The organism is Pseudoalteromonas sp. AWM4_233, from assembly GCF_056158285.1.
In genome coordinates this window covers 1865007-1886330 of the sequence record NZ_JBSWSZ010000001.1, presented here as the reverse complement: position 1 = coordinate 1886330, position 21324 = coordinate 1865007, and the positions used below count along the sequence as shown (strand labels likewise).

The 21324-nt window shown below is 39.2% G+C and carries 16 protein-coding genes; 14 read left to right on the top strand and 2 right to left on the bottom strand.

Features of this window, described 5'->3' with window-relative positions:
• Positions 1 to 107 precede the first annotated feature (107 nt).
• From ACXAC4_RS08410 to ACXAC4_RS08380, 7 genes are all read left to right on the top strand, one after another.
• A complete protein-coding gene (locus ACXAC4_RS08410) occupies positions 108 to 1250 on the top strand; it encodes an efflux RND transporter periplasmic adaptor subunit (RefSeq protein ID WP_475160579.1) in 1143 nt (380 codons plus the stop codon).
• 11 nt (positions 1251 to 1261) lie between these two features.
• Positions 1262 to 4573, top strand: coding sequence for an efflux RND transporter permease subunit (locus ACXAC4_RS08405; RefSeq protein ID WP_475160577.1), 3312 nt, complete (start codon positions 1262 to 1264; stop codon positions 4571 to 4573).
• 13 nt (positions 4574 to 4586) lie between these two features.
• Positions 4587 to 4811: a DUF1289 domain-containing protein gene (locus tag ACXAC4_RS08400; RefSeq protein ID WP_475160575.1), complete on the top strand. Its 225-nt coding sequence runs from the start codon at positions 4587 to 4589 to the stop codon at positions 4809 to 4811.
• Positions 4808 to 5188 carry an MAPEG family protein gene (locus ACXAC4_RS08395; RefSeq protein ID WP_475160574.1) on the top strand — a complete coding sequence of 127 codons (381 nt, stop codon included), beginning with the start codon at positions 4808 to 4810 and terminating at the stop codon, positions 5186 to 5188. Before ACXAC4_RS08400 ends, ACXAC4_RS08395 begins: the two co-directional genes overlap by 4 nt.
• A 197-nt stretch (positions 5189 to 5385) precedes the next feature.
• On the top strand, positions 5386 to 6762 hold the full coding sequence (locus tag ACXAC4_RS08390) for a TolC family protein (RefSeq protein WP_475160572.1): 1377 nt from the start codon (positions 5386 to 5388) through the stop codon (positions 6760 to 6762).
• Entirely contained in the window at positions 6762 to 8006 is a 1245-nt protein-coding gene (locus ACXAC4_RS08385) for an efflux RND transporter periplasmic adaptor subunit (protein ID WP_475160570.1), read from the top strand. The genes ACXAC4_RS08390 and ACXAC4_RS08385 overlap by 1 nt, the downstream gene beginning before the upstream one ends.
• Positions 8003 to 11104, top strand: a complete 3102-nt coding sequence (locus ACXAC4_RS08380) for an efflux RND transporter permease subunit (RefSeq protein ID WP_475160568.1) — start codon at positions 8003 to 8005, stop codon at positions 11102 to 11104. Before ACXAC4_RS08385 ends, ACXAC4_RS08380 begins: the two co-directional genes overlap by 4 nt.
• Before the next feature lie 58 nt (positions 11105 to 11162).
• Here the strand turns inward: ACXAC4_RS08380 and ACXAC4_RS08375 are convergent, their stop codons facing one another.
• Positions 11163 to 11579, bottom strand: coding sequence for a response regulator (locus ACXAC4_RS08375; protein ID WP_475160566.1), 417 nt, complete (start codon positions 11577 to 11579; stop codon positions 11163 to 11165).
• 57 nt (positions 11580 to 11636) lie between these two features.
• Complete coding sequence (locus ACXAC4_RS08370; protein WP_475160564.1) at positions 11637 to 12578, bottom strand: glycosyltransferase family 2 protein; 942 nt, start codon at positions 12576 to 12578, stop codon at positions 11637 to 11639.
• Between the two features lie 203 nt (positions 12579 to 12781).
• Between ACXAC4_RS08370 and ACXAC4_RS08365 the strand changes: the two genes are divergently transcribed.
• The 7 genes from ACXAC4_RS08365 (at position 12782) to ACXAC4_RS08335 (ending at position 21319) form a co-directional block, all read left to right on the top strand.
• The gene (locus tag ACXAC4_RS08365; RefSeq protein WP_475160563.1) at positions 12782 to 13933 is read left to right on the top strand and encodes a glycosyltransferase; all 1152 of its coding nucleotides are present in this window, start codon (positions 12782 to 12784) and stop codon (positions 13931 to 13933) included.
• A gap of 2 nt (positions 13934 to 13935) precedes the next feature.
• The gene (locus tag ACXAC4_RS08360; RefSeq protein ID WP_475160561.1) at positions 13936 to 15321 is read left to right on the top strand and encodes a lipopolysaccharide biosynthesis protein; all 1386 of its coding nucleotides are present in this window, start codon (positions 13936 to 13938) and stop codon (positions 15319 to 15321) included.
• A 4-nt stretch (positions 15322 to 15325) separates the two neighbouring features.
• Positions 15326 to 16693: an O-antigen ligase family protein gene (locus tag ACXAC4_RS08355; protein WP_475160559.1), complete on the top strand. Its 1368-nt coding sequence runs from the start codon at positions 15326 to 15328 to the stop codon at positions 16691 to 16693.
• A 3-nt stretch (positions 16694 to 16696) separates the two neighbouring features.
• On the top strand, positions 16697 to 17395 hold the full coding sequence (locus tag ACXAC4_RS08350; RefSeq protein WP_475160557.1) for an acyltransferase: 699 nt from the start codon (positions 16697 to 16699) through the stop codon (positions 17393 to 17395).
• 9 nt (positions 17396 to 17404) lie between these two features.
• Positions 17405 to 18568: a glycosyltransferase family protein gene (locus ACXAC4_RS08345; protein ID WP_475160555.1), complete on the top strand. Its 1164-nt coding sequence runs from the start codon at positions 17405 to 17407 to the stop codon at positions 18566 to 18568.
• Positions 18569 to 18756: 188 nt separating this feature from the next.
• Entirely contained in the window at positions 18757 to 20250 is a 1494-nt protein-coding gene (locus ACXAC4_RS08340; protein WP_475160554.1) for a GumC family protein, read from the top strand.
• A complete protein-coding gene (locus tag ACXAC4_RS08335) occupies positions 20243 to 21319 on the top strand; it encodes a glycosyltransferase (RefSeq protein WP_475160552.1) in 1077 nt (358 codons plus the stop codon). Before ACXAC4_RS08340 ends, ACXAC4_RS08335 begins: the two co-directional genes overlap by 8 nt.
• The last annotated feature ends 5 nt before the right edge of the window (positions 21320 to 21324 follow it).

The window sequence follows — 21324 nt, the reverse complement described above, 5'->3', positions numbered from 1 at the left end:
TACAAATGTACAGATCAGATTTTTGCTACTTTTATTTATAGCTATGTAATGCTGCATAGCAGTACTGAGTTCAGTTGCCAAAACTGGTGTATTTACAAGGAACCCTAATGGCAAACTTATTAATTAGAAAAAAACGACTGACTAAGTCGCTATTATTTTTATCATTAATGTTCATCTCAAACGCTCATGCACAAGTGGTACGATATAGCGAAGTAGTAGAAAAAGAAGAGCAAGAGCAGATCCGAGTAGTCGGAACGCTAAAAGCCTACCAAACAGCTAATATTGCCATCAGTGAATCAGGTCTGGTGACTGAGGTGTTTGTCAATGATGGCGATTACGTTAAAAAAGGTGATCGACTTTTAAAAATTGATGATAGACGCCTTAAAGCGCAAGTCGAACAATTGCGAGCAGAACATGCTTCAGCTAAAGAAAGTTTAAAAGCCACTGAAGCCGAATTTGAACGAGCACAAAGTGACTATCAAGCATATTTAACTTCGCAAAAAAATAATGCGGTGTCTAAACAGCAGCTTGAAAGAAGTCGTGCTGAGGCTAACTCTGCAAAAGCGAATATGTTCGCTGCGAAACAGAACGTGGATGCAGTAAAGGCGAGTCTAACACTTGCCGAAGTAAAGCTGTCTGATACGCAGTTAGTTGCACCATTTAGTGGGCAAGTCGTAGAGCGTCACGCTGAACTGGGGCAGTGGTTATCAGCAGGTGATACTGCTTTTAAAGTTACTTCTTTCGATAAACTAGAAGCTTGGCTTGATATTCCTGAACGACTTTCTCACCTGAAGCATAGTGAGCAGTTATCTATTCCAATGCAAAGCGCCAGTGTGTTGGCGACGTCTAATAAAGTGAAAGTCATTAATCAGATAGATCCTAGAGCGCGCACTTTCAAAGTTATTGCTGAAATTAGCCACCCTGGATTTATGCCTGGAATGTCAGTCAGTGCTTGGCTTGCTACAAACGCCAAATCATCAACATTGATGGTGCCAAAAGATGCCTTAATCCAACGTGGTGGTAGTTATTTTGTTTATAAGGTGAATACCGACGGAGACAAACAGTCTGCGCAATCCGTACCTGTAAAAGTAAAGTTTCATAGATCCGGTTTGGTTGCTATTGATAGTACTGCCTTAGCAAATGGCGATAAAGTGGTGACTGAGGGAAATGAGCGGTTAATGCCTGGGCCTGTTGTGGCTGTTCCAGATACGCAAGTCAGTTCGCAGTCTGTTTCAGAAAATGTGAACTAAAAAGGATATTTATGAATGTAGTTAAAGCTGCGGTAAAACAACCAATATCTGTGGTTGTTGCCGTTATTTTGTCAGTGCTAGCAGGCATATTGGCATTCACAAAAGTCCCCGTTCAGATGACGCCAACTGTCGACTCGGTTGTTGTCAGTGTGCGTACATTTTGGGAAAACGCCAGTCCAGAAGAAATTGAATCTGATGTTGTTATTGAACAAGAGAAAGTGCTTTCTGATGTCACGGGTTTAGTTTCGTTAACCAGTATTAGTCAAAACTCAGCGGCTCAACTTAGATTAGAATTTGAAACTGGCACTGACATTAATAAAGCGCAGGCTGAAGTGGTACAAAAACTCAATGAAGTACCTGCTTACCCGATGGGTGTCTCTCAACCAACTGTTGAAGGTGTCGATCCCATGTCAGTCGATTACATCGCATGGGTAGGCTTGGCCGCGACAGATCCTAACTTTGATAATACGACTTTGTATGACTTTATGGAAAGGCGATTAAGGCCACGTCTTGAGAACATCAAAGGTATATCGAAAGTCGGCATGATGGGCGCGCGTGAGCAGGAACTTCAGATCAGAGTAGATCCAGTTAAACTGGCAAACTTCGGTGTGACTTACAGCCAACTTGTTGATGCCATACAGCTTAGCAACACAAGCTATTCAGGAGGCAGACTTCCTGATGGTAAAAATGATATTCGTGTCAAAGCCCATGGTCGTTTCAGTGATGTGTCAGAAGTTAAAAATATCGTATTGCGCAGAGATAACAATGGCCCTGTGTATATCAGTGATGTGGCTGAGGTAGTCATTGATTATAAAGACATGACTGATTGGGTGAGAGCCCGTGGCGTAAAAATGCCATTTTTTAATTTTCAGTTAACTCGCGGTGCTAACTTACTGGAAGCCATGAACGCCTTAAAAGCAGAAATGGTCGAACTTAATAAACCGGGAGGTATGCTTGAGCAACATGCTAGAAAACTTGGCATTAACGGTACATTTGAACTGGTTCTAACTTGGGATTCATCAACCTACGTAGAAAATGCCATCGATCTTGTACAAAGCAATATTGTCGTTGGAGGCATGTTAGCGGTATTCACTTTATTGTTATTTTTACGCTCACTCAGAACCATAGGTGTAATCGCCATTGCGATTCCTATTTCTGTTATTGCATCTGTTGTGGTTTTAGTTGCACTTGGCCGATCTATCAATATTGTCTCTTTGGCTGGCATGGCTTTCGCGGTAGGCATGGTGGTAGATAACGCCATCGTTGTTATAGAAAACATATTCAGACATCTAGAAATGGGTAAAAGGCCACTCAAGGCCAGTGTTGATGGTACCCAGGAAGTAGCAGGGGCGGTATTCGCCTCAACAATGACAACGCTCGTTGTGTTTATTCCTATCTTAACTATCAGTGACAGTGCAGGTCAGTTATTCAGAGATATATCTCTTGCTATTATGGCTGCGGTTTTTATCAGTTTTATTGTTTCAATCTTAGTTATTCCTGTCGCAGGAAGCTATTTTTTGAGAATGCGTACTGAGTCTAAGCAAGTAGAAATCAGCTTTAAATGGTTTAAAGCGGTTGAGACAAAAGCGTCAAAGCTCCCTGAAACAATTGGGGCAATATTTACTTTTCTGACAGAAACAACAAAACGTAAGTTAATTGTAATTTCAAGCTTTGCTTTTATTACTCTTGCTGGTATCACAATTTTAATTCCGCCATTAGATTACTTGCCTAAAGGTAACCGTAACTTTGCATTTGGCTTTATGGTGCCACCACCGGGCTACAACTTAGATCAAATATCAGAAATTGGCGATCGGATTGAGCAAAAGCTACGCCCTGCTTGGGAGCTAACAGAAGATAAATATCAAGCTGAGCAATATTTTAGACAAGGTGAACGCGCAACTGAAGCTGATAGGCCTTCTATTCAATTAATGGATGGCTCGATGATAGATGCCCCAAAAGTTGATCATTACTTCTTAGTTGCAATGGGTGGGCAAGTATTGCATGGCCTTATTCCACAAGACCCTATTAAAACTGTAGATTCAGTTGATTTCCTTAATCAAACTTTAATGGGAGTAAACGCACCTGATGTTATCGGCTTTGCTTTTCAGTTTCCTCTGTTCAGCACTGGTGGCACAACGGGTTCAGCCATCCAAATTGATTTGGTAGGAAATGACTTAGAGCAAATAACACAAAGCGCAACTGCGTTGCTATTTCAATTGATTGGTACTTATGGTCCTTATGCAACCATTCCTGAGCCTGCTAATTTTATTCTACCGACGCCTGAGTTAAGTATTAAGCCATTAGATGAGCGTTTAGCTGAACTTAATATGACCCGAAGAGATCTGGGTTTAGCAGTGCAAACAAATGGTGATGGTGTGATACTAATGAACAGTTTTGCCATCGGTGGAGAGCTAAAAGATCTCAAAGTGGTAACGCAAGCTCAACAATCGGATTATCCAATTGAATCTTTAATGCAATTACCTATTGCCACACCTGAATCGGCAGTTATCGATCTTCAATCTATTGCACTTGTAGAGCGAACTCAGACAGCAGACCAAATAAAACACGTTGCTAGACAAAGGGCGATTACTTTGCAATTTACACCACCAGCAGGTATGCCACTTGAACAAGCCATTAACTCGGTTAATGCTATGGTGAGTGAATTAAAAAACCAAGGTGCGATGTCTCAGTATGTTGATGTAAATATGGAGGGCAGTGCGGGTAAATTAGCGGATCTAAAAAATGCGTTGTTAGGTGACGGCAGCTTATTTGGTACTTTAAGTTCTAGTATGTTTTTAGCTATGTTCGTAGTTTATTTGGTGATGGTCATCTTGTTTCAAAACTGGAGGTATCCACTGGTTATTTTGGTTACGGTACCGCTTGCAACTTTAGGTGGTTTCATGGGGCTGAGTGCTGTGCATTGGGCTAGTGTATTTGACCGATATACACCAATTCAAAACCTTGATGTACTCACATTACTTGGCTTTGTAATTTTGGCCGGGGTGGTTGTAAACAATGCGATTCTAATTGTACACCAAGCATTAAATAACCAAAAAGAGCGAGGAATGAACGGGCAGCTTGCTATCCGATCTTCAGTTGAAAGTCGAGTCAGGCCAATTATGATGTCAACGCTCACCTCTGTCGGGGGGATGTTACCACTGGTATTAATGCCAGGGGCAGGGAGTGAATTATATCGCGGGCTTGGTGCGGTTGTTGTGGGTGGACTTGTTGTTTCTACAATTTTTACACTGATCCTGGTTCCTGTTTTGTTGAGCTTTTTAATGAAAGATGAAGTTAAACAAACAGAAAACAATTTAGCTTAATTATTAAGGCTCCATGTGGGGCCTTTTTTATAGGCTTTTAAACATGAATAGTGAGACACCTTCAAATATAGAGTCACCTTGTATCCGGCAATGCTGCTTGGATGAGAATGATGTCTGTGTTGGTTGCTTTAGAACTTTAGATGAAATTTTAAAGTGGAACTCATTGTCAGAAAACGAAAAACAAGTAATTATGAATACTTGCATTGAAAGAAAACAACAAAAAAAGGAATCAAGATGATCACCCCAATTTACGTTGCCTTATTGGCGATATTATTTTTACTCTTAAGTTTTAAAACGATCAAAGTTAGAAAAAGATTACAAATCGGTGTTGGTACAGGTGATAACCCAGAATTGCTAAGAGCCATGCGTGTGCATGCTAATTTCTCTGAATACGTGCCAATCACTTTGATATTGATTTTGTCAGTTGAATTACTAAAAGGGCATTTTACTCTTGTCCATGGTCTCGGTGCAGCATTGTTAATTGGACGAGTACTCCATGCTTACGGTGTTTCTCAAACCAAAGAAAATTTAAAGTTTCGTGTATCCGGTATGTTACTCACATTCTCAACTATGCTGATCTCGATAGTTTCAATTATTTACCTTTCAATTTTTTAACAGAAAAGCGCGTCGCGCTTTTCTTACTCTTTTCTCAAAATTTTCTCTACTATTTCTATAATCAAAGCATCAAAACTATCTTGTCGTTTATTACGTATTCAGCGTTAATGAGTTCAATGTAAGTCTTTGTAAAGATGATTGTTGACAATTTTTCTCATCTATAAACTGATAATGGACATGAATTAATAGGTTCAACGATGCAAAAGAAATGCCTTGTGTTGATAGTATGTGCAGCTTTAGCTGGATGTAATTCGACATTCGAATCAAATAAATTACCTCAAGACAACGTGCCGAATAATTGGTTGGTATATGAGTCTGGTGGGAAAGTCTCTGACAGCTGGCAAGAAATAAATAAAGATATGCACTTACACACATTGATAGTGCAATCAACTTCCAATAATCGTTCAATTCGTAAAGCCCGATTAGAATTAGACATTGCAAAGCAACAACTCATTATTGCAGATGCTGACTTTTTACCAAGTCTTTCATCTAGTTTCGATTACAACAAAAGGAAACAAGCAAGCCAAGATAGTGCATCATCAAGTTATGGCATTGGCTTTGATTTGAAGTATGAACTTGATGTTTGGGGAAAGCTCAGTGCCAATAGTCGTCAGGCGAATCTTAATTATCTATCAGCACTTGCTAGCTATGAACAACAGCTAATCAATTTAGTCACAAACGTATCTAAATCTTGGTTCTCTTTGGTTGAGTCAGAACAACAAATAAAATTACAAAAAGAAAGAGCAGAACTCACAAAACAAAGCGTTGATATTATAGAGAAGGGTTACAGACAAGGCTTAAACAGTGCACTTGACGTGTATTTGGCAAGAACGGAATTAAATAACGAACAAGCTAAATTAATTGAATTGCTAAACAGTAATAAGGGTTTGCAACGTGACCTCAAAACTTTATTGGCTGAGTATCCGGATGCAAATGTAATTACTGACACTGTTTTTCCAGAATTGAGCTCGCTTAATTCGCTTGGTCTGCCAAGTGAGGTGATAAAACAAAAGCCGGCCATTCAATCTGCTTGGTTCAAATTATTAGCCCAAGATGCAGCATTGGCTTATGCGCACAAACAGCGCTTCCCAAGTTTCAATTTGTCTTTGAGTATAGATTCTACGGATGAAAAATTGCCTGATGCGATCCGGTTCGATCAAATCGGTTGGAATTTCTTAGCTGGTATTACAGCGCCAATTTTTAATGCAGGTAAACTTGAGGCCAATGAAGAAAAACAAAGGCTAACCTTAAAGAGCCTTGAGCTGAGTTATTTAGAGGATGTTAATTCGACCTTTAAAGACATTGAAAACAGTTTGGCTAACGAGCAAGCGCTTATTGCCAGACTTGAGAAAGTAAAACACTCATCTGAAAACGCAAAACTTGCCGCAATATTATCTTTTGAGCAATACCAAAAAGGGCTCGTCAGTTATACAACAGTATTAGATGCGCAGAAACGTAGTTTTGATGCGCAAAGTAATTTCATTTCTCTTAATAACCAATTATTACAAAATCGTTTTTCTCTTTACCAAGCAATTGGTGGTAAATACCTAATCGATTCTCAGGAAGTACAATAATGAATGATCGCAAAACCAATTTAAAAAAGGCTGTACTACCGATATTGGTGGTTGTTATTAGTGCCATGATCATACTGCTTATTGTTAATAATAAACCAAGTAATGAAAGAGGCCGTCCTCAAGCAAGTGCAAAAATTCTTGTTGAAGGAAAAAAAATTGTAAGCCAAGACTTTCAAGTATCTATTGCCAGTTTTGGTGTTGTGAAACCACGTACTCAAAGTGTGCTTGTTTCGCAAGTCTCTGGGCAAGTCAGCTATATCAGTGACAGTTTCCGTGATGGCGGGTTTTTCGAAAAAGGTGAGTTGCTGGTAAAAATTGATGAAAGGGATTATCAAGCTGAAGTCGATATCGCCAAAGCTGCATTACTCAATGCAGAACAATCTTTACTAGAAGAGCAGGCCAGAAGTAAACAAGCCCTAGCTGATTGGAAAAGACTCGGTGATGGATCAGAAGCAAATGATCTTGTTTTAAGAAAACCTCAACTAGCCGCTCAGCAAGCTAATGTTTTATCGGCCAAAGCAAAATTAGATAAAGCAAAACTCTCACTCGAACGTACAAAAATCATTGCACCTTATGCAGGTCGAATTTTGGCTAAGAAAGTCGACGTTGGTCAGGTCGTCAATGGTAATACTCAACTTGCTGATATCTATGCGACAGATTACGTTGAAGTGCGCCTACCAATCAATAACCGTGATCTCGCTTATATAGATTTACCTGAGCAAAACCGATTTGGGCAAAGTAATGCTGTAGACACAGAAGTGCTATTTACTTCTAACTTAATTGGTCAGCAAAAGTGGCGAGGTAAGTTAGTAAGAACAGAAAGCGCCATAGATAATAATTCTCAGCAGCTCTATGTTGTAGCTCAAATCTTATCGCCATTCGATTCAACCAAAAATGCCATCAAAATCGGCCAGTACGTCAATGCGACGATTAAAGGTAAAACGATTAACAATGCGCTTTTAATACCTAACGAAGCCATTTATCAAGGTACTTATGTTTATGTGCTGCAAAAAGGCAATTTATTAAAGCGCGTTAATATTGACTACGACTGGCAAAATGAATCTGTCACTTTAGTGCAAAACGGTTTTAAACTTGGGGATACCTTGATCACAACCCCGCTTGGTCAGGTTAGCTCAGGCACACCTGTTACTCTAATTGGAGAAAATAAGGGGCAGAGTAAGGGGGGAAGAAAACGAGATAGAAGAAAGAAGGAGAGTGATGCTGATAATGGAGAAAACACATGATAGCTTGGTTTACGCGAAATCATGTGGCGGCAAACCTATTAATGATTGCAATTTTATTTGCAGGTTTGTTTTCACTATCAAATAAAATTCCATTAGAGATCTTTCCATCATTTGAAACAGATCGCATCAGCATTTCAATGAGCTTACGTGGTGCAACCCCCGAAGATGTCGAGCAGGGCATTGCCATTCGCATTGAAGAGTCGGTTCAAGATTTAGAAGGTATCAAACGTATCACGTCTCGCTCCTCTGAGAATTCAGCGAGTGTGACCGTTGAAGTCGATTCTGGCTATGACCCACGAGAAATGTTGGCAGACATAAAAAGCCGTGTAGATGCAATTAATACCTTTCCTGCTGATGCAGAAAAACCGATTGTATCGCTTGCCCAGCGAAGAAGAGATGTGATTAATGTAACAATCTCTTCGGACTACAGCGAGCTTGAAACCAGAGAATTTGCTGAGCAAGTCAGAGATGACATTTTGCGTATCCCTGGGGTCACTCAAGTTGAGCTAGATGGGGTACGTAATTACGAAATTGCCATTGAAATCAGCCAAGATAAGCTTAGACAGTACAACTTAACTATCGCTCAAATCTCTAATTTAATTGCTAGTTCAAGTACGGATATTTCGGCAGGTAATCTTAAATCATCAGGTGGTGACATATTACTTCGCTCTAAAGGACAGGCTTATAGAAAGAACGAATTTGAAAACATCGCAATCAAAACCAACAGTGATGGTTCCATAATTCGTTTAAAAGACATTGCAACCATTCTTGATGGCTTTGAAGAGACACCGGTTAGAACTCGTTTCGATGGTAAACAAGCCGCATTTATCGAGGTTTACCGTATTGGCGATCAAAGTGCCATTGATGTCGCTGATAAAGTTAAAAACTACATAAGCGATGCTCAGGCAAATCTTCCGGTAGGCTTCGAAATGAGTTATTGGGATGATGATTCTGTGATAGTCAAAAATCGAATTGCAACCTTAACGTCTAATGCTATCCAAGGAGGGATCTTAGTCCTCGGGCTTCTTACTTTGTTTTTGCGTCCTTCAATTGCGTTTTGGGTATTTGTAGGCATTCCGATTTCATTTATGGGAGCGTTTATCGCTATGCCGATATTTGGCATTAGCCTTAATATAATGAGCTTATTTGGTTTTATTCTTGTGCTCGGGATTGTCGTTGATGATGCCATTGTGACAGGAGAGAACGTCTATACCCATCTGAAAACCTCAGAAAGTGGAGAAATGGCTGCTATTCGTGGTACACAAGAAGTGGCTACTCCGGTTACATTTGGTGTGCTGACTACCGTAGCAGCTTTTCTACCTTTGGCCTTCATAGAGGGAAATCGAGGAGCGTTATTTGCACAAATCCCAGTGGTTGTTATTCCTGTTTTATTAATGTCGCTTGTTGAGTCTAAGTTCGTCTTACCTGCGCACCTTAAATATTTAAAACTAAGAAATGAGAAACAAAGCGTCAGTAAGTTCAGCTTATTTCAGCAAAGGTTTGCCGATGGTTTTGAGCTGTTTATTTTAAAGTACTACCAGCCTGTGCTCAAAAAAGCATTGAAATATAAGTTAGCGACACTGGCAGGCTTTATTGGCGTGTTTTTCGTGATACTTACGCTCATTATGACTGGTTGGACTAAATTCATATTCTTTCCTCGTATTCCGAGCGAGACAGTCAGAGCAAATTTAACCATGCCTGCTGGTACCCCATTCGATGTGACGGCAAAATACATCGATTTAATGGCTGATAAAGCGCAAGTTTTAAAAGACAAATATATAGATCCAGAAACAGGTGAAAGTATCGTCATCCATATACTAGCGACAACAGGTGGTAGAGGCGGCGCAAGTAATGTTGGTGGTGTGCGTTTTGAAATTACGCCACCTGAGTCTAGAAATCTAGATATAGATTCACGTCAACTTGTTAGAGAGTGGCGTCAACTGATTGGTGTGATACCGGGAGCTGAATCTTTCACCTTCAGAGCCGAAATCGGCCGTTCTAGTGATCCGATTGATGTGCAATTAACAGGTACCTCTTTAACTCAGTTAAAAGAAGCTGCTGAAAAGATCAAAACACATCTAGCAACTTATCCAACTATATTTGATATTTCAGATAGTCTCAGTGATGGTAAAGATGAATTAAGAGTTGAATTAACGGAGCAAGGTGAAGCTTTAGGCTTAACACGCACCGAAATCTCAAGGCAAATTAGAAGTGCTTTTTTTGGTGCGCAAGTGCAGCGCATTCAGCGTGGTAGGGATGATGTTAGAGTCATGGTGCGCTTGCCGCTTGAAGAAAGAAGCAAGCTGACAACGTTAAATGAGTTACTGATAAAAGTGCCTAATGGTGGTGTTGTACCACTAAATCATGTCGCAGAGCTTATACCAGGTCAAAGCCCTTCAACGATTTACCGTATTGATAGATACCGTACAGTGAATGTTGTGGCAGACGTCGAAAAGAATAACACCAATATGACGGTGTTACAGCAAGAATTAAAGGTCTATTTAGATAATCTGGTAGCGCAATACCCAGGTATTAATCACTCATTAGAAGGTGAAGCGAAAGAGCAAAGAGAATCTTTTGGTTCACTTGGTTGGGCGTTAATATTTGTATTCTTCATTATCTACGCGCTATTAGCTATTCCTTTTAAATCTTACATACAGCCACTCATTGTAATGAGCGTTATCCCATTTGGCATGATAGGCGCGGTGATAGGTCATTGGATCATGGGCATGGATTTAACCATTATGAGTTTATTGGGTATGTTGGCGCTTATCGGTGTGGTAGTAAATGACTCATTGGTGCTTGTGGATTATATCAACAAGCAAAAGCTGCAGGGGAAACACGTCGATACCGCAGTTTTGCATGCAGGCGTTGCGCGTTTTAGGCCAGTTATGTTAACCAGTATCACAACATTTTTTGGTTTGATGCCCTTGTTATTTGAGCAACAAACTCAAGCACAGTTTTTGATCCCTATGGCAGTATCACTCGGCTTCGGGATTGTATTTGCTACTTTGATCACTTTGGTGTTAGTACCAGTGAATTATATGCTTGTTGAAAGAGTTATGGGCAACAATAGCAAACAAACGGCTACTATTTAAATCTAGATAAAATATAAATCGAAAGTAATAAGCCCCTTTTTATAGGGGCTTATTGATATTACGCGATTTGGGCTCTGAGCTGGGCTTTTAACTGATTATTTTCAATTTCAAGTTGTTGAGCTTTAAGCGTTATCTTTAGGATGTTTTTTAACTCAAAGTTATCCCAAGGTTTAGTCAAAATGATACTTGCCACTTCATCTTCTATGGCTTTTTGACATGCATCCATATCAGAATAACCAGATAGTAAGACTCTGGCAATTTCTGGGTTTGTTCGCTTTATTTGAGTCAGTAACTCAATGCCGTCCATATTAGGCATTCTGATATCTGACAAAATAATATCGAATTCATTGTCAGCTATGAGCTTGAGTGCTTCATGTGAACCATTGGCCTTACTGATTTTATAATCTTTTCTTAGTACTCGACTAATGGCGTTTAGTACTTCAGGCTCATCATCTACTAGTAATATGTGCGCCATAATAACTCCTTAGTGTTCAGATACCTGAGTATCTTCATAAATGCTAGAATAAAAAACCTAAACAGACAAACTTAGACTATGCTTAAACAACGCTTTTAAATCATGGGCACATTGTTTTATATGTCTCATGTGAGGGTATAGACGCCATGCTTTAAGCGAAAACTTCATTGAATTTAAGTAGTTTTGATTTTCACGATACATTTCCCCATATGACTCTAATAACCAAGCATGTGCGTGCTCTTTTGCTTTTTCAGAGACTTTTTCGTGTTGACCTATTCGGTTGATGATGTCTTCAATGGCATCTAAACGTTTTTGTCTATTTGATGTTATTGAATTCGGTCTCATTAAATAGCCCATGGTGTTGTCAGCGGTATATGCAATGTCGCTGATGAGTGCAATTCTTAACCAGCAATCCCAATCGCTGGCACTTCTAAGGCTTGGATCAAAACCACCAGCTTCTAAAATAGTGGATTTTCTAACTACAACGCACGACGTACCGATGACATTGGTTGTGAGTAGAAAATTGACTGCATCATCTAAATTAACATAGTTACCTTGGCTTTTATTTTTATGTTTCGAAAACTCCGGCCAATAACCGTAACAATCTATGATGTATTCATAATCCATAGTGAGATGGTCATAGTTTGTAAAAGATAATCCACAATTCGGGTTGGCTTTAAAATAATTAATTTGTCTCTCTAATTTATCTTTATACCAAAAGTCATCAGCGTCTAAAAAAGCGATATATGGTGCACTTGCTGCTTTAATAGCTCGATTTCTTGCAGCGATTACGCCTTGATTTGCTTGTGTGATTAAACGGATCTGAGGGTTTCTAACCTGTTGTTTCAATAACCAGTCTACAGAACCATCTGTTGAACCATCATCGACAATAATGATTTCGCAATTAACACCTTTTTGCATCATTACAGAATCAATGGCTTTAGGTAAAAACTCTAAGCAATTGTAATTAGGAATTATCACACTGATATCAGGTTGCATAATCGTATCTCCAATTCATGTTTGCTTAGATATGGCAAGCTTTGTTCCAGCCTTTAAAGTGCCGATTTACAGCAAGATTTGTGAGATTGCGTTGCAAAATGCAAATAATTTGCAAAATTAAGATGGTTATTTGCAATTAGAGATACTTTTTAAGCGGCACAGAGATTGCGATGCCAAACCATATCTTATGGTGGAGTTTAAAAATGAAACATATCGCAATTATGGTCCCAAGCTTTCCAGTACCTTCTGAGACATTTGTTGTTACAGAGATCAAAGCATTACAAAAAGCAGGTCATAAAGTATCTGTTATTACTTTTGAACAATGTGAAAACGACATTGAGTTGCCTTGTGATGTCCATGTTTTAAAGAAAACGCAGCTAATAGACACAGTGTTTAGCCTAACTGAACTGCCTTTTGCTTTAATAGTTAAAGGCATTAAGGCATCAGTAAGGCAAAGTGCAATTAGTACTACCTCTCTTTTATTCTTTGCGACGAAAGCAGCTCAAATAATAAAAGTAAATAAAATTGAGCATATGCATTGTCATTTTATGCATAACAGCCTGGCATATGGGGTTGTTGCAGCAAAACTTGCCAATATTAGTGTGTCATCAATTGGTCATGGTCATGATATCTATGTAAACAGCGCGGATTTACAAGCAAAAGTACATGAATGCGACTTTTGCGTCGCAGTATGCGAAGACATGCTTAAATTGTTACATCGGTTTTCTCCTACCAAAGCAAAGTTGTTGCACTGTGGTGTAGATACTGAAATATTCCAACCCGAGACTCTACAAGCTAATAAAGACATTAAACTACTTTTTGTTGGGCGTTTAGTTGAAAAAAAAGGGCTTAGTTATGCGATTAGTGCACTAGCTAATCTACCCGTTGAGATTAGACCGAAGCTAGATATTATTGGAGATGGGCCGCTTAGGAGTGCTTTAGAGTATCAAGTCGATGAAATGGGACTCAACGACTATATTGACTTCTTAGGTGCAAAAAAACCACAAGATATAAGAAATATGGCGAAACACTATGATGGATTTCTAGCGCCATTTTGTATTGCTGAAAACGGCGACAAAGATACGGGGCCAGTCGTTCTAAAAGAAGCGATGGCAATGTCTTTGCCTGTGATCACCTGTGATGTGATGGGGTGTGCTGAGATAGTCGATGACTCAGTTGGTTATCTTGTAGAAAGTCGTAACACACAAGCTTTAACACGCGCAATTAATCAATATGTACATTTAAGTAAAGAACAAAGAACTAAAATGCGTCTTGCAGCTAGAGCGCGTGTACTTGAAAAATTTGATGCTTTTAAACAAGCCAAGCAACTTTCTAATTGGATACAGCAGGCTTAATCATGAGTAAGGCGACAAACATAGTCTACTACGCATTAGCGATTTTAAGTTTAAAAGGCATTAGTCTGGTTATGATGCCAATCATGACGCGCTATCTCAGTGTATCTGATTACGGTATGCTGAACTTCCTAGTCAGTATTGCCAGTATGTTGAGTATTGTTTTGTCTCTTGGTCTAAGTGAATTGCTGTATAGATTCAATCAATTTAAAAACAATTTACAGCGCTTTGGATTTTACAAATCATGCTTAAAGGTTGCACTTTGTAGCGCTTGTTTGTGCTTTATATTTGCAATTTTCTTTGTAGATACTTTAGTAACGCTACTTCCAACTCAAGTGTCGATAGAGGCATTAAGACTGCTATTCATAAACCTAGGGGGCAGTGTAGTTTTGTCTTTACCGCTCGCTATACTTAGGATCCATGGCAAAGCAAAAGCATTTATGTTGACCTCTGTATCACAAGGGGGACTACAAGCCTTATTAACTTTGTTACTGCTAGAAGCTGGGTATGGTGTTGTTGGCGTGATGCTTTCGGGCGCTATGGCAGTATGGTTTATTCTTTTTATTCTGGCTTGGCATTATAGAGCCTTTATAATTGCAAACGAAAATAGTGGAACAAACATAACGAATGAACATGGCTTTTATATCCTTTCTATTACCTTATCTTCTCTATTTGCTTATGGTTTAAATGGCGCGGAAAACTGGTTTTTAGTGTCGTTTCAGGGCAAAGAAACACTCGCTATGTATTTCGTTGCAACACAATTCGCGCTTGTAACTTCTATCGCATTCGAACCATTCAGACTGTGGTGGTTTCCACAACGATTCAATACGTTTCAAAGTAATGAGCAAAAAGCAGCAGATATCCCACTCTATGGTTTAGCGTATGCCCTGCTCATAGTCATCACCATGATGACACTGGGACCATTTATGATTGATTTTCTGCTTCCTAATGAATATGCAGAATCTAAAAAAATACTACCTTGGCTATGCGTTGTTTTCTTTATCAAAACTATATCGGAATTACTTAACCTAGGTTGTTACTACAAAAATAATGCACAAGCAGCACCAATCATAAATGGGCTTTGTGCAGTACTTGCCATTTTAGGCTGCTACTTGAGTTTAAAAAATTATGATTTATACATGATGCTCTATGTACTCATTGCAGTTCATACGATGCGTAGTTTAATGTTCTTAATTAGAAGTCAAATATTGGTGACCTTACCTTATAAATACAAATATTTGATTTGCATGATAAGCCTTTTAGTGGCGCAGACATTGCTAGTTTCCCACTATCAGTTGTTAGCATTGATACTTTTTGCAAGTGGCTGTCTGATTGTTTTAAGTGTTGGCTTTATTCAACGTAAACAAGTAATGCATCTTCTAAGAGGCTAGCAATATGGACATAAACCAAAGTAAGAATCAAAAATTACAATATTGGTCTGCTGCCGCCATGTTGTGTATGTTGACGTATGTGTTGTACACCACGTTTGGGGTTATATCAGTTTTTGCCTTGCTGCTGTTACCCTTTGCACTTTATAGCACAATAAAAGCAAGTACAGCCTTTGTCATACTGTTTATCTTATTTAGTTATTTCAGACTCCACGAAGCATTTCCTGTTTTATATAACTTCAAAATACCAAAAATGTTGGCTCTGGCTGCCATGCTTGGCATTGTTTGGCATTTATTCATTAGCTTGAAACTCAAACCCTTTTGGCATACTTGCCATGCAATGTTTACCATCTTCTTTTTTTGGATCACCGTGTGTGTTTTTATGGCAACTAACCGAGCAGAGGCGATGTCGATGTACACGGGTACGCTATCAAAAGTATTCTTGATGGTGTTCGTTATTAGTTGGCTCATTAATACCGCAAAGCTTATGACCTATACCCGTATAGGCATAATGATCTCTGGTGCACTATTAGCCGGTGTCGCTATTTACAACAAACTAAATGGTATTGGTCTAATTGAAGGCACTCGGGTGACAATATCTCGAGAGTATCGTTCACAGATCGGTGATCCAAACGACCTATCTTTAGTGTTACTTTTTCCAGTGGCATTTTTTGCTGGCGAAGTTTTTAACTCAAATAACAAACCTTTTTTTAGGTTCCTCGCATTTCTCGGCATGCTGCTTATGTGCTGGGGAATAATCGCGACACAAAGCCGTGGTGGCTTACTGGGTATTTTAACCATCATGGGGTTTTTTATTTCAAAAAGAATTAAAAATCCAATTGTGCTTGGTGGCATAGGCGCTGTAGCAGGGCTGTTCTTATTAGCGGTTGCAGGCATAAGTGATAGACAAAGTGGTGGTGCAGCCGAAGAAGGGGTTGATGCGTCAGCAATGGGTCGTATCTATGCGTGGCAGGCTGCAATTAATATGGCTTTATCTAACCCATTTACCGGTGTTGGGATCAGTAATTTCTACGTGAATTATTTTTTCTATAGCCCTCATTGGGATGGCAAGAATCATGCAGTACACAGTACATGGTTTCAGGTTTTAGGTGAAATGGGGTTTGTTGGTCTTATACTTTTTGCGATGCTCATAGTATCCATATTTAAAAGTTTAAGACGGAGTAATTTGTACTGCAAAAGTAAGAACAAAGAATCGCTGCTTGTTAATGTTCATATACTTCAAGCTGGACTATTTGGTTTTATGGTATCAGGTACATTTTTAACTCAAGCCTTCACTTGGCCTTTATACATAGTACTTTCGTTAACAATCGCACTAGAGCGTTTATTAACGAAGGCGGAAGATGACAAGGGGTAAGTTATGTATATTGCATTGAAAAATTGGGTTAAAACAGATAATTCTCAACTCGGTAAGTTAGTTCGTAAACTTGTATTTGGTATTAGACATATCGAGTTTCCAGTGATACCCCTATTTCACAAAGGGCTTTATGCGACTCATCGCTTTATGCAAAACCTTTTGCATTCTGCAACGCAATTCTTTTACTTCACACCCATGTTTAAATCTCGAGTAAGTGGTAGCAAAAAAAGACTCTCATTATATTGCGGTATGCCGCAAATTTTTGGACCACTTAGTATCTCTATTGGTGATGATGTTCGTATGTCAGGTATTACAACATTTTGCGGTCGTGCGGTATCTAAACAAACCCCAGAGCTGCGTATAGGTAACAATGTCGATATAGGGTGGCAAAATGCGATTTCGGTTGGCAACAAAGTCATTATTGAAGACGATGTTCGTTTTGCGGGGAAGATTTTTCTAGCCGGCTTTCCTGGTCACCCCGTTGATTGTGAGCTACGCGCACAAGGTTTACCAGACACTGACGATCAAGTTGGTGACATCATAGTAAAAAAAGGTGCATGGGTTGGTACAGGCACGACCATTATCGCTGGTGTGACAATTGGTGAGGGGGCCATTATTGCTGCTAACTCTGTTGTCACTAAGGATGTACCATCATTCACTCTAGCGGGTGGCAATCCCGCTAAAGTCATCAGAGCTTTGTAGGAGAACGTTATGCGATTTGTCGTTTTCGCTGAAGATTGGGGAAGCCACCCAAGCAGCACACAGCACCTTTTTACGCGGATTGCAAAAGAGCATGATGTCATTTGGTTTAATTCAATTGGTATGAGAAAGCCAAGTTTAAATTTAAAAGACATGAATCGCATTGTTACAAAGCTTTCTTTGATGATAAAAGATAAGTTTATTCATGCAGGCAAAACACATGACAAAGCAAATCAAGTAGATACATCACATTCTCCCAAAGTGCAGAACCCATTGGTATTGCCATGGCATGATAATACACTGTGTTCAGCATTTAACTCATTCAAAATAAATCAATTAATCGATACATCAAACGCAGAGCCAATAATTTATTGGTTAAGTGTCGCCACCGCCATCAATGCAATAAAGTTAAGACCGCAAGACAAGCTTATTTATTATTGTGGTGATGATTTTTCATCCCTTGCAGGCGTTGATCACCAAATGGTTGAAGCGTTTGAAAAAGCATTAATTGAAAAAGCTGATAGGATCTTTGTGATCAGTGATAAGTTGATGCGTAAGATGCCAGCACATAAAACACAGCTACTTGAACATGGTGTCGATTTTAACTTGTTTAATCAGCCAAAACCCAAAGCAGATGAGTTATCAGGTAAGAATAATGTCATTGGCTTTTATGGATCTATTTCAAGTTGGTTAGATATAAATTTATTAGAGTACTGTGCGAGACAAAGGCCAGAATACCAATTTGTATTGGTTGGAAAAGCTGAGGTAGATATTTCAGAATTACTTTGCTTGAATAATGTCACACATCATCAAGCAATTGACCACAAAAAATTAGCTGGTTTTTCACAGCACTGGCAAGCTTCAATTTTGCCTTTTAAAGATAATGGTCAAATTCAGTCATGCGATCCATTAAAGCTGAAAGAGTATTTAGCTGCAGGAGTGCCGATTGTGGCAACCGATTTTCCTGCAGTAAGACGATTTCAAGACGCGGTTTTAATTTCTAATTCTGCAGAAGGCTTTTTAAATCGCCTCGATATAGCGGTTGCCATAAATCATTTTCCACAAATCGCTTGGAAATCTCATTCAAGTGACTTAGTTAAACGCCATAGCTGGGATCATAAAGCCCAATTTGTTTTATCCGAGTGTAAAAATTTTCATACCAACCCACTGAATTAATAAGCATTAATTATTTGTGGGTTGGTATGCAATTCCTAGCATCTTTCAAATCCGAAATTCCATTCTATTTTTAAAGTTGGATCTATTCTTGCGACTGTTCATAACGAAGATATGAAATCTTTGTTTTTAACTGACATTTTGCAAGCGGGTTTAATTTTGCTTTGCAAAATGCAAAACGGATGAATTGTATGATATTGGCACAAGCTCAAATTAAAAGACTACTGTATTTAGCGTTATACGCCGTATATGAACGCTATCAGTTAGTTTTGCTGCCATTTATCATAGTCCCAATCATTGTCATTGGCTTGAGTGCAACGGCTGAAAAGCAATATACCAATCATGCCAGTATCCTAATTGAAGAATCGGCGCTATTAAATCCTTACCTAGATGAATTGTCTTTTTCATTCGAACTATCAGAGCGTATAGATGCACTCCGTACTTTGGTGTTGAGTAGAAACAATTTAGCTGAAATTGTTGAAGAAATGCAATTAGTCCCTGAGGGCGCGCCGATAAGAGAAGTTGAGCAAATGCGTCAGAAATTAGGCCAGGCAATTTCTATCTCAGTCGTTGGTGATGAACTTGTAAAAATAAGCTTTAAATGGAACAACCAAGCCCAAATGAAACCCATTCTCGAGCTTGTGGTTGAAAAGTTTATCGAGCGACTACTAGCACCAACTAAATCGTCTTTAGATACCTCAGAGCAATTCTTTTTAGATCAACTTGAGCTAATGAGAACAGAGCTTGAAAAGTCGGAAGATCAATTAGCACAATTTAAAGCAGATAACCGAGATGCTTTACCAGAGCTGATGAGCGTGAACCAGGAAACCATGTCACGCCTTGAACAGCAAAAGCAAATGAAAACCGTGGTACTCAGTGGGGCGCAGGCCAAATTTAATACGCTTGCAAAGAAAATGAGTAAAGCAAACCCAATTCTAGGTCATATTGAAGATAAGATTCTTCGTACTGAGGCTGAAATTGCACTCTTAAGAACACGTTATACTGATAAGCACAGCAAATTACAGGCTAAATTAAAAGAGCTTGAAAACCTAAAAGCGCATAAGCAAACCATAAGCGAAAAACATCAATCAATTGATTCAACGGACCTAGATTCGCTTTGGCAAATCGCCAATACCTTGCCGCAAGATGGAGAAAAACAAAATAACGCCTTGTTGGTCTCCCAATTATTAACGCTCGAAGAAGCTAAAAATAGCTTGGCTCAACATCAACAAGAGCTGGATATGTTAGACGAGCAAATTAGACTAATTGCAGAGCGTTTAAGTAGTACCACTGACATAGATAAAAAGCTTCGCAAATTGCAACGTGATTTAGAAGTAAAACAAAATCTATATAAAGATATGTTAGAGCGTTATGAAATGTCTAAGGTCACGGGTCAGCTAGTTCGCTACGAAGGCCCTGATAAAGTTAAGACAATTGAACGTGCTTATAGCCCTAGCGTACCAATTAATAACCCATTATGGATCAGTGTCGTCCTTGGTATTGTCCTTGGGCTATTTTGTGGCATAGCACTTGTATTTGTCTATGCACTACTTGATACACGCATTAAAGACATGAAGACAGTGGCCCATCTTACAGAGCAACCAGTACTGACCGTCATGCCGATAGTTCATCAAGAGTTTGAACGAGAGATCATTATTGAAGCATCGAGGAGTTCTTATGAATAACGTACTACAGCTAATTCAGCATCCACTGGTGGGTGGTTTAGAGAAGATGGTTCTTACCCTGTGTCAGCAAAGTAAGTTCTCAAATAAAATGGCTTTAGTTGCCCTTGAGGGCTCAACTAATCGAGCTTTATCAGCATGGCCTGCATTAAAAGAGCTTTCTCATTTTGAATGTTTAGATAAACAACCTGGTATTTCTTACCAAACAGTTAAAAAGCTCATCAAACTCATTGACGAGTGGGGCATTGATACCATTCATAGTCATCATGTTGGCCCTCTATTTTATGGCGCCATGGTCAAAATGCACAGACCACATGTTAAACACATTCACACAATGCATGATGCTTGGTATTTAAATAACTTTAAACAACGTTTGTTGACAAAATTAGTTCATAGTCTGACTAAAGTCACCATAGTGACAGACGCGAATGCAGTGGCATCTGAACTGACACATCAAACCTCTATTAAAGCGGATTATGTGGTTCACAACGGCATAGACACTCAGCTTTTCAGACCTTTTTCCAAGTATCTTGCTCGTTGTCGCTTAGGTTTACCAAGTGGTATTAAACTGGTTGGCTGTGCTGCAAGAGTCGAGAAGGGGAAAGGCCATATAGCCCTAATTGATAGCCTTAAATCTTTGCCAGATCACGTTCACCTTGTTTTTGCGGGAGATGGCAGTCAACGTGAGTTTTACACTAAATACGGTATAGAAAAGTCACTACAAGATAGAATTCATTGGCTCGGTAAAGTCGATGCTATGCCGCTGTTTTATTCTGCCATTGATTTGTTTTGTTTATTTTCAGAGCGTGAAGGGCTTCCCCTTACCTTGCTCGAAGCCATGGCCTGTAACATTCCTGTCATTGCTTCTGATGTCGGTGGCGTTAAAGAAATTGTCAGTAAACAAAGTGGTATTTTATTAAACGTAAATATGGCCCATTGTTTGCCAGATGCTATACAGAGAGGTTTGTCGTTACAAAACGGCACAAAGGTCAGAGCACATGCTTTAGAGCTTGGTTGTTCGAAAAAAATGACAAAACGTTATGACTACTTATATGAAAGCATAAAAAGCTAGGAGTA